6 protein-coding genes are annotated in these 10,167 nt (G+C 72.7%); all 6 read right to left on the minus strand.

What is annotated here, in order from left to right:
• The coding region (locus EAO71_RS05435; RefSeq protein WP_261992015.1) for a sugar phosphate isomerase/epimerase family protein at window positions 1–823 on the minus strand (823 nt) is incomplete at its 3' end.
• A gap of 588 nt (window positions 824–1,411) precedes the next feature.
• A complete protein-coding gene (locus tag EAO71_RS05445) occupies window positions 1,412–2,524 on the minus strand; it encodes an inositol-3-phosphate synthase (protein ID WP_147976609.1) in 1,113 nt (370 codons plus the stop codon).
• 167 nt (window positions 2,525–2,691) lie between these two features.
• Window positions 2,692–6,393 (minus strand): ThuA domain-containing protein, encoded by a 3,702-nt coding sequence (locus EAO71_RS05450; RefSeq protein ID WP_147976610.1) that lies wholly within the window; start codon window positions 6,391–6,393, stop codon window positions 2,692–2,694.
• A gap of 259 nt (window positions 6,394–6,652) precedes the next feature.
• Window positions 6,653–7,657, minus strand: a complete 1,005-nt coding sequence (locus tag EAO71_RS05455; protein WP_147976611.1) for a sugar phosphate isomerase/epimerase family protein — start codon at window positions 7,655–7,657, stop codon at window positions 6,653–6,655.
• A 79-nt stretch (window positions 7,658–7,736) separates the two neighbouring features.
• On the minus strand, window positions 7,737–8,888 hold the full coding sequence (locus EAO71_RS05460) for a Gfo/Idh/MocA family protein (protein ID WP_261992022.1): 1,152 nt from the start codon (window positions 8,886–8,888) through the stop codon (window positions 7,737–7,739).
• Window positions 8,889–9,082: 194 nt separating this feature from the next.
• Window positions 9,083–10,120 carry a substrate-binding domain-containing protein gene (locus tag EAO71_RS05465; RefSeq protein WP_147976613.1) on the minus strand — a complete coding sequence of 346 codons (1,038 nt, stop codon included), beginning with the start codon at window positions 10,118–10,120 and terminating at the stop codon, window positions 9,083–9,085.
• Window positions 10,121–10,167: the final 47 nt, after the last annotated feature.

Here is a 10,167-nt window from a genome sequence, read left to right on the forward strand (position 1 = left end):
CCTTCCCGCCCGCACCGCCGCCGTCGCGCGCCGGCTGGAGCGGCTCGGCCTCGGCGTCACCGTCGAGACCGGCGCCCGCTACGTCCTCGACCCGCGCCGCAAGCACGGCCCCTCCCTCCTCGACCCGGACGCCGAGGCCCGCGCCACCCGCACCCGGTTCCTCCTGCGCGCCGTCCGGGTAGCCGCCGGCGGCGAGTGCGGTGAGGGCGTCGAGGAGGGGTGGGAAGTCGATCTCGCCGTCGCCGAAGGGAAGGTGCTCGTGGACGCCGCGGCGCATGTCCTCGATCTGGATGTGGCGTATCCAGGGGGCGGCGGCGCGGACGCAGTCGGCCGGCGGGAGGGGTTCCAGGCACTGGCAGTGGCCGAGGTCGAGGGTGAGCCCGAGGACGTCGGGGGCGGGGTCGCCGAGAAGTCCCCGCAGGTGGTGGAAGTCGTCCAGGGTGGCGAGGAGGTGGCCCGGTTCGGGTTCGACGGCGAGGGGGACACGGGCGGCGGAGGCGGCTTCGAGGACGGGGGTGAGGGACTCCGTCAGGCGCTTCCAGGCGGTGGCGTCGGAGGTCGCGGGTGGGGTGATGCCGCTGAAGCAGTGGAGGGCGTGGGCGCCGAGGTCGGCGGCGACCCGGACGGCGCGCAGGAGGAACCGGGTGCGGGTGGCGCGGGCCTCGGCGTCCGGGTCGAGGAGGGAGGGGCCGTGCTTGCGGCGCGGGTCGAGGACGTAGCGGGCGCCGGTCTCGACGGTGACGCCGAGGCCGAGCCGCTCCAGCCGGCGCGCGACGGCGGCGGTGCGGGCGGGAAGGTCGGCGGCGAGGGGGTCGAGGTGCATGTGGTCGAGGGTCAGGCCGACGCCGTCGTACCCGAGGTCGGCGAGCAGGGTGAGGGCGTCGTCGAGGCGCAGGTCGGTGAGGCCGTTAGTGCTGTAGCCGAGACGAACGGGGTGGGGCGCCGGAAGGAAGGGGGCGGTGGGGGCGGTCGAGGGCGTCCTCGTCGCGGTCCGCCCAGTCGTTGAGCGTCATGCCCGCCTCGTAGAGGCAGAGGGAGCAGCCGACGGCGAGCAGGGTGCGACGGTTCGGGCGTACACCTGCCGCGGCCGCCCCGGCCAGGGCGTCTCCGGGCACCGTGAACAGTGCGGATATACGGAGCAGTTCGGCCCAGGCCGCACCCACGGCCCGGGCGCCGGGCCGAGACAGCGGCTCCGCGGACCTCGTCCGCCCCGTGCCGCGGATGCCGCGCGCGCCTCCCGCGTGATCGAGGTCCGCAGGCGCTCCCCCGGGCCCCGAGCCGGCCGCGGGTGTCGGGTCCGTCTCGGGCCTCGGCTCGCGCGCGTCCTCCGCGTCGGCCCGTGCGCTCACGCTCGCGCTTCGAGGCCCCGGTGCGCGGTCGGTGTCGTGTGCGGGCCCCGCGTCCGACGTGCTCATCGGCTGTCCCCCAGCCGCGTCGCGAAGGCCACGAGTCGCGTGTACTGCTCGGCGAGGTCCGCCGGTGCCGCGCCCTCGGGGTCCTTGAAGTAGAAGGCCAGGTCCTCCAACGGGCCGCTCACGCCCCGTTCGTGGGCGCGGGCGGTGAGCCGCGCCAGGTCGAGGACGAGCGGGGCGGCGAGCGCCGAGTCGCAACCCTGCCAGGTGGTCTGGAGGGTCATCCGGGAGGAGAGGAACCCGTCGAAGGCGATGTGGTCCCAGGCCGTCTTCCACTCCCCCAGCGCCGGCACGTCGTCGATGTGCACCTCGCCCTCCGGGGTGCGGCCGAAGACCTCGGCCAGCACGCGTTCCTTGCCGGCGTTCTTCGCCGCGGCGGCGGCCGGGTCGGCGAGGGCCGCGCCGTCCCCGCCGCCGAGCAGGTTCGTGCCGGACCAGGCCCGTACGGTCAGGGCCCGCCGGAGGAACATGGGTGCGAGGACGGAGCGCAGCAGGGTCTGGCCGGTCTTCCCGTCGCGTCCCGCGTACGGCAGGCCGCTCGCGGCGGCCTCGGCGGCGAGGGCGGGATGGCGCAGCCCCGAGGACGGGGTGAAGTTGACGTAGGGGCAGCCGGCGCGCAGTGCCGCGGCGGCGTAGAGCGAGCTGGCCGGGAGCCCGGCGCCCCCCGGCGCCGGCTCCGTGGAGGCCACATTGACCACGACCACGCGGTCGAGGTCCAGTCGGGTGCCGAAGTCCGTCAGGTCGGCGGCGAACGCGGAGACCAGTTCGTCCTCGCTCCGGTTCTCGCCCGGCTGCGGGCCTCCGGGCCTGATCTCGTCCTCCGCGGCGCGCAGTTCACCGGCGACGGCCGCCGCCAGTCCGTACGGGAGGACTCCGGCGGCGGTCAGCTGCTCGGCCCGCTTGGGCAGCGGGCACGCCGCCGTGTCGTGTCCGCCGAAGACCAGGGAGTGCAGGGGTGGGAGACCGGCGGGGGCGAACGCCTCGGTCTCGGTCACCATCCCGGTGGGCGGGTGCAGTCCGGCCGTGACCGCGGCCCAGCCGGCGACCGTCGTGGTGGCGACGGAGCCTCTCGCCCCGATGAGCCAGACTCCTGTGCGTGTTCCCGTGGTCACGACGCTGCCTCCCTGACTGCGGTGGTGGTGGAGGACGGCGGGCGGGGGGTACGGCGCCTCCCCGCCCGCCGCCGGCTGTGACCGGCCCGGGCCCCGCCGGGGCCGAGACCCCGGGCGGGGCCCCGGGCCAGGGCCCCCGGTCGAGAGGGCCCCGGCCGCGGAGGCTCCTAGGCCGGAAGCTCCTTGAGCCGGATGTTGCGGAAGGACACCTGGTCGTCGGCCCCGTGGTTCTGGAGGCCGATGTGGCCGTCCTTGAGGCTGCGGACCGGGTCGGTGTTGGTGAAGTCGTTGATCTTCACCCCGTTGAGGAACACCTGGAGCCGTTCGCCGCGGACCCGGATCTCGTAGCTGTTCCACTGGCCGGGGGGCCGCAGGACCGCGTCCCGCGCCGCGAGGTCGGCCGACTTGAAGCCGTAGACGGCTCCGGTCGTCCGGTCGGCGGCGTCGGTCGCGTCGATCTGGATCTCGTAGCCGTTGTTCACGGCCGACCAGGGGTCGTCCGAGGCGGGGAAGCCGACGAAGACACCGGAGTTGTCGTCCCCCTCGGCCTTCCAGTCGAGGGTGAGCGAGTAGGAGGAGAACTCCTTGGCCTGGTACCAGAGCATGCCCATGCCGCCGGTGGAGCGGAGTTCGCCGGCGACGACGTCGAAGCCGCCGGGGCCGGCCTGCTTCCAGCCCTCCCGTGTCGTGCCGTTGAAGAGGTCGCGGTAGCCCGACTGCGGCCGGCAGTCGGCCGTGACCTGGCCGGTGGCGTAGCGCAGTCCGCCGAGGAGGTGCCGCCGGAACGCGGGTTCGGCGTACGACTCCTTGGTGTGGCCGCCGCCGGTGTAGAAGGACCGGCCGCCCCCGTAGGTCTGGCACCAGGCGATCGGGTGGTCGCCCTTCATGGTGCCGCCCTGGTAGGTGGTCTCGTCGAGGGTGGCCAGGACGCGGGCGGTGCCCCGCGGGTTGGTGCGGTAGTTGTACCACTCGTCGGTCCGCTCCCAGGGGCCGTCCAGGTGGGCGGTGGCCGGGTGGGCGTGGTCCTCGACGCGGACGGTGGCGGGCTGGATCTGCGGATGGGAGCTGAAGTAGGCGCCGACGAGCCCGCCGTAGAACCCCCAGTCGTACTCGGTGTCGGCGGCGGCGTGGATGCCCATGTAGCCGCCGCCGGCCGCCACGTACTGCTCGAACGCGGCCTGCTGGGTGGCGTCGAGGACGTCGCCGGTGGTGGAGAGGAAGACGACGGCGTCGTAGCGGGCGAGGTTGGAGGTGGTGAACTGGCGTGGTTCCTCGGTCGCGTCCACGGTGATCTTGCTGTCGGCGCCGAGTTCCTTCAGGGCGGTGACGCCGCTGCCGATGGAGTCGTGCCGGAATCCGGCCGTGCGGGAGAAGACCAGGACCCGCTTGGCGCTGCGGTCGACCGGCGCGTCGGAGAAGGTGAAGTCGTCCAGGTCGTAGAGCGCGCCGGTGCCGCCCTTGAAGACGAGGAAGAGTTCGGTGGTGCGGCGCGGGACGTTGCGCAGGGGGACGTCGACGTCCTGGAAGGTCTCCCAGCCGCCGGTGACGGGGATCGGCGCGGAGCCGAGCAGGGTGCCGGTGGGTGATCCGGTGCGGACCTCCAGGAAGCCGCCGGCGCCGCCGGAGGAGACCCTGGCCGTCAGTCGGGTGGAGCCGGTCAGGTTGTAGGGCGTGAAGGAGATCCAGTCGCCGTTCTCGATGTCCCCGACGGTCCGCCCGCCGTGGGCCTCGGTCTTGTCGTAGGTCGTGATGCCGTGCTGGGCGTCGAAGTGCTCGGCCTGGCGGTGGTTCGGCTGGAGCTTGGCCTGGTCGTGGCCGGTGAGCGCGGCCTGGCCGCCGCCTCCGCCGTCGGTGTACTCGGCGTCGAAGACGGCGAAGATGTCGGCGTCGTCGTCGTGGCCGCCGTCGGCCGAGGTCTTGATGGTCCCGGTGCAGCCGTTGGCGGAGGTGACGGGGTGGCCGTGGCTGTCGTGGCCCAGGACGTAGGTCACCTTCACCTTGGAGCAGTCGATCGTCCCGTCCTCGGGGTCGGTGACCCGCACGGTGAAGGGGATCTCGTCGCCGAAGTCGAACAGCGCTCCCTCGGCGGGGAGTTGCAGGGTCACCTTCGGCGCGGTGTTGCCGACGACCACGTGGACGGAGGCGGAGCCGGTGCGGCCCGACGCGTCACGGGCGGTGACGGTGGCGACGTAGGTGCCGTTCGTGCGGTAGGTGTGCGTGGGGGCGGCCTCGGCGGAGGTGGTGCCGTCGCCGAAGTCCCAGCTGTAGGCGAGGGCGTCGCCGTCGGCGTCGGTGGTGCCGGCCGAGGAGAAGGCGACCTTGAGCGGCGCGGTGCCGGAGGTCCGGTTCGCGCTCGCCTCGGCGACCGGCGAGTGGCCGCCGGTGGCGTTCTCGATGCGGTAGAGGCCGGAGTTCTCGTCTCCGCCGAACCAGGCGGTGCCGTAGTCGAGGACGTAGAGCGCGCCGTCGGGGCCGAAGGCCATGTCCATGATCTGGGTGCCGGTCCACGGCACGGGGTTGATGGACTGGACGGCGCCGTCCGGGTTCTGCTCGATGCGCTTGATCCAGCGCCGGCCGAACTCTCCGGCGAAGAAGTCGCCGTCGTAAGACTCCGGGAACTTCACCGGGGAGGTGGAGGTGGCATCGTAGCGGTAGACGGGTCCGCCCATGGGCGACTCGGAGCCGCCGCCGAACTCGGGGACGGAGCCGCCGTTGTACGGGATCCAGGCGGGCTCGGCCGGTGGCAGGTCGACGAGGCCGGTGTTGTGGGGCGAGTCGTTCTTCGGTGCGGCGCAGTCGAAGGCCGCTCCGGAGGTCTTGGTGGCGAAGTCGTAGTCGACGTAGGGGTCGTTCTTTCCGGTGCAGAAGGGCCAGCCGAAGTTGGCGGGCTTGGTGATCCGGGCGAACTCGACCTGGCCGGCGGGCCCGCGGGCGGGGTCGGCCGCTCCCGCGTCGGGGCCGTAGTCGCCGACGTAGAGGACGCCGGTGGCCTTGTCGACGCTGAAGCGGAAGGGGTTGCGGAAGCCCATCGCGTAGATCTCGGGCCGGGTCCGGTCGGTGCCGGGCGCGAAGAGGTTGCCGGCGGGGACGGTGTACGAGCCGTCGTCGGCGACCTTGATGCGCAGGATCTTGCCGCGCAGGTCGTTGGTGTTGCCGGAGGTGCGGCGGGCGTCGTAGGCGGGGTTGCGGCCGGCGCGCTCGTCGATGGGGGTGTAGCCGTCGGAGGCGAAGGGGTTGGAGTCGTCGCCGGTCGACAGGTAGAGGTTGCCCTGCGCGTCGAAGTCGATGTCGCCGCCGACGTGGCAGCAGATGCCCCGGGTGGCGGGGATGTCGATGACCTTCTTCTCGCTGGCGTTGTCGAGGGTGCCGTCGGCCTTCAGCGTGAAGCGGGAGAGCCGGTTGACTCCGTCGTACGGGGCGAAGTCGGCGGGGGTGCCGTCGTTGGGAGCGTCGCCCGCCGGGGTGTTCAGCGGTGGCGCGTAGTAGAGGTAGAGGGCCTTGTTGTGGGCGAAGTCGGGGTCGAGGCCGATGCCCTGGAGGCCCTCCTCGTCGTGCGAGTAGACCGGGATCGTGCCGATGACCCGCGTGTTGCCCGCGGCGTCGGTGCGGCGCAGTTCGCCGTTGCGGGAGGTGTGCAGGACGCTGCGGTCGGGCATCACGGCCAGCGACATGGGCTCGCCGACCTCTTCACCGCCCTTGGCGAGGGTGACCTGCTGGAAGTCCTCGGCGGCGGCCGCGGCGGCGGTCGGTCCGGCGGGGGCGGCCGGGCCGGCCGGGTCGGCGGCGAAGCCCTGCGGGGTGGCCAGGGCGAGCAGTCCGACGGTGATCAGGGCGAGTGGCTTGCTGGCTCGGAGTCGTTTTCCGTACACGAATGTCCTCCGGAGTAGGGCCGGGTGTGCGGGGGTGTCCGGGGAGCCGGCGTGCGCCGTCACGCTGGTCGAATCCCATCGTTACGTCATGTACACATCAGGGACGGTATCGAGGTTCGTCCCCGACGGAAAGCCCTTGCGCGGCACTTCGGTCGAACTTTTCACAGGGAGAGGACAAAGCCTCCCGCGAGCAGGGCGGACCGACCCGGCAACGTGACCCGCCACCGGGCTCGGACCTGCGTTCACCAAGGACGGAGCGTCAGCGGTCGCCCCCGAAGGCGGCGTCGAAGGAAGCCGCCGGCGGATCGAAGTCGTACCGCTTGAGGAAGGAAAGCGCTTCCGGCGCGCCGGTCAGCCGGTCCATCCCCGCGTCCTCCCACTCCACCGACACGGGACCGGCGTAACCGATCGATCGGAGCATCCGGAACACGTCCTCCCACGGCACGTCCCCGTGACCGGCCGAGACGAAGTCCCAGCCGCGCCGCGGATCGCCCCAGGGCAGGTGCGAGCCCAGCCGCCCGTTGCGCCCGTCGAGGCGGCGCCGGGCCTCCTTGCAGTCGACGTGGTAGATCCGGTCGCGGAAGTCCCAGAGGAAGCCCACCGGATCGAGGTCCTGCCAGACGAAGTGGCTCGGGTCGAAGTTCAGCCCGAAGGCCGGCCGGTGGTCCACCGCCTCCAGGGCCCGCTGCGTGGTCCAGTAGTCGTACGCGATCTCGCTGGGATGCACCTCGTGCGCGAAGCGGACGCCCTCGGCGTCGAAGACGTCCAGGATCGGGTTCCAGCGCTCCGCGAAGTCCTCGAAGCCGCGCTCGATCATGCGCTCCGGCACCGGCGGGAACATCGCGACCAGGTGCCAGATCGACGAGCCGGTGAAGCCGATGACGGTGTCGACGCCGAAGGCCGAGGCGGCCCGGGCGGTGTCCGCCAGCTCGCGCGCCGCCCGCCGCCGCACCCCCTCCGCGTCGCCGTCGCCCCAGATCCGGGCCGGCACGATCGCCTGGTGCCGTTCGTCGATCGGATGGTCGCAGACCGCCTGGCCCACCAGGTGGTTGGAGATCGCCCAGCACTTCAGCCCGTACGTGTCGAGCAGCGCCCGCCGCCCGTCCAGGTACGAGGGGTCGGAGAGCGCCTTGTCGACCTCGAAATGGTCTCCCCAGCAGGCGAGTTCGAGGCCGTCGTAACCGAAGTCGCGGGCGAGCCGGCAGACCTCCTCCAGGGGCAGGTCGGCCCACTGGCCGGTGAAGAGGGTGAAGGGACGGGGCACGTGGACGGCCTCCTTCTGGGCGGTTCGTACAGGGCGACGGGGGCGGGCACCCCCGGGCGCCCGGGAGGGGGCTCCCGGACTACTGCGGTACGGGGGTGTAGACGGCGTTCTTCTGGGCGCTCTCCTCCACCGCGGCCAGCACCCGCTGCACCTGGAGGCCGTCCGCGAAGGACGGCGCGGGCGAGGTCCCGGACGCGACGGCCAGGACGAGGTCGCGCGCCTGGTGCACGAAGGTGTGCTCGTAGCCGAGCGCGTGACCGGGAGGCCACCAGCCCTCCAGGTACGGGTGCTGCGGTTCGGTCACCAGGATGCGGCGGAACCCGGCCGAGACGGCCGGCTCCGTGTGGTCGTGGAAGGACAGTTCGTTGAGCCGCTCCAGGTCGAAGGCGAGGGAGCCCTTCTCGCCGTTGATCTCCACCCGCAGGGCGTTCTTGCGTCCGGCCGCCATCCTGGTCGCCTCGAACGAGGCGAGCGCCCCGGAGGCGAGGCGTCCGGTGAACAGTGCCGCGTCGTCCACCGTCACCGCCCCGTACGCCCCGTCCGCCGCCGCCCCGGAGAGGCCCGCCGACACCCCGGCGAGCCGTGGCCGCTCCCGGACGAAGGTCTCGGTGAGCGCCGACACCCCGACCAGCAGCTCGCCCGTCAGGTGCTGGGCCAGGTCGACGGCGTGCGCCCCGAGGTCCCCGAGGGCTCCCGATCCGGCGTGCTCCCGCTCCAGGCGCCAGGTCAGCGGGAAGTCCGGGTCGACCAGCCAGTCCTGGAGATAGGTGACCCGGACGTGGCGGAGCGCGCCGAGCCGGCCCTGCGTGATCAGCCGGCGGGCGTACGCGATCGCGGGCACCCGGCGGTAGTTGAAGCCCACCATGGCCACCTGGCCGCGGGCGGCGGCGGCCTCGGCGGCGGCGACCATGGCCTCCGCCTCGGCCACGGAGTTGGCGAGCGGCTTCTCGCACAGCACGTGCTTGCCCGCCTCCAGGGCGGCGACGGCGATCTCCGCATGGCTGTCGCCGGGCGTGCACACGTCCACCAGCTGGACGTCGTCCCGGGCGACGAGGGCGCGCCAGTCGGTCTCGGCCGCCGCCCAGCCGTGCCGGTCGGCGGCGGCCCGGACGGCGGCCGGGTCGCGGCCGGCGACGGCGGCGAGCACCGGCCGCATCGGCAGGTCGAAGACGCGTCCGGCGGTGCGCCAGCCCTGCGAGTGCGCGGCGCCCATGAACGCGTATCCGACCATGCCGACGCCCAGGGTCGGCGGTACGCCCGCCCCGCTCCCCCGCGCGGCGCTCCCGGCTTCTCCTGCCTCTTCGGAGCCGGCGGCTTCGCCCGGCTCCCCGGCGGCACTCTCCCGCTGTTCCATACGGTTCCTCCGTTTCGTCGTACGCGGCGGCGATCGGTGCGGCGGGGTGGTCGACCCCGCGCCCGCGCCGGTCAGCTGAAGCCGGTGGGCAGGTACTCGTCGACGTTCTCCTTGGTCACGACCGCCGAGTAGAGGGTGATGGAGGCGGGGATCTCCAGTTCGGCCATCCCGCCGACCCCCTTCTGCTGGCCGAGGGCGCGGGCCAGGTCGATGGCGGAGGCGGCCATGGTCGGCGGGTAGAGGACGGTCGCCTTGAGGACGCCGTCGTCGGCCTTGATGGCGTCCATCGCGGACTTGGCGCCGGCGCCGCCGACCATGAGGAAGTCCTTGCGGCCGGCCTGCGCGATGGCGCGCAGCGCGCCGACGCCCTGGTCGTCGTCGTGGTTCCACAGGGCGTCGAACTTCGGCTGCGCCTGCAGGAGCTGGGCCATCTTGGCCTGTCCCGACTCGACGGTGAAGTCGGCCGCCTGGCGGGCCACCTTGCGGATGTTGGGGTAGTTCTTCAGGGCGTCGTCGAAGCCCTGGGTGCGCTGCTTGGTCAGCTCCAGGCTGTCCATGCCGGCCAGCTCGATGACCGTCGCGCCCGGCTTGTCCTTGAGCTTCTCGCCGATGTAGCGCCCGGCGTTGAGGCCCATCCCGTAGTTGTCGCCGCCGATCCAGCAGCGGTACGCCTGCGGGGAGGCGAAGATGCGGTCCAGGTTGATGACCGGGATGCCGGCCTTCATGGCCTGGAGACCGACCTGGGTGAGCGCCTTGCCGTCGGCGGGCAGGATGACCAGGACGTCGACCTTCTTGTTGATCAGGGTCTGGATCTGGCCGATCTGGATCGCGGTGTCGTTGGAGCCCTCGGTGATCTCCAGGGTCACGTCCGCGTACTTCTTGGCCCGGTCCTTGGCGTTCTGGTTGATCGCGTTGAGCCAGCCGTGGTCGGCCTGGGGGCCGGCGAAGCCGATGGTGACGGGGGTGCCGGGCTTGTCGTCGGCGGCCGGGACGTTGCTCGCGGCGGGTGCCTGGTTCTTGGGCTCGTTGCTGGTACAGGCGGTCAGCAGCGCCCCGGCGGAGACGGCGGCGGTGCCGAACAGCAGTCCTCTGCGGCTGGTTTGTTGCATGGCGATGGATCCCTTCGACGAGAGGGGCGGGCAGGAACGGCAGGAAC

It is taken from the genome of Streptomyces sp. MS191 (assembly GCF_008042125.1).
GTDB lineage: Bacteria > Actinomycetota > Actinomycetes > Streptomycetales > Streptomycetaceae > Streptomyces.

What these genes read in the sequence shown, in the direction of transcription:
- EAO71_RS05465 (WP_147976613.1), bottom strand. Translation starts at nt 10,120, where the DNA reads ATGCAACAAACCAGCCGCAGAGGACTGCTGTTCGGCACCGCCGCCGTC.
- EAO71_RS05460 (WP_261992022.1), bottom strand. Translation starts at nt 8,888, where the DNA reads ATGGTCGGATACGCGTTCATGGGCGCCGCGCACTCGCAGGGCTGGCGC.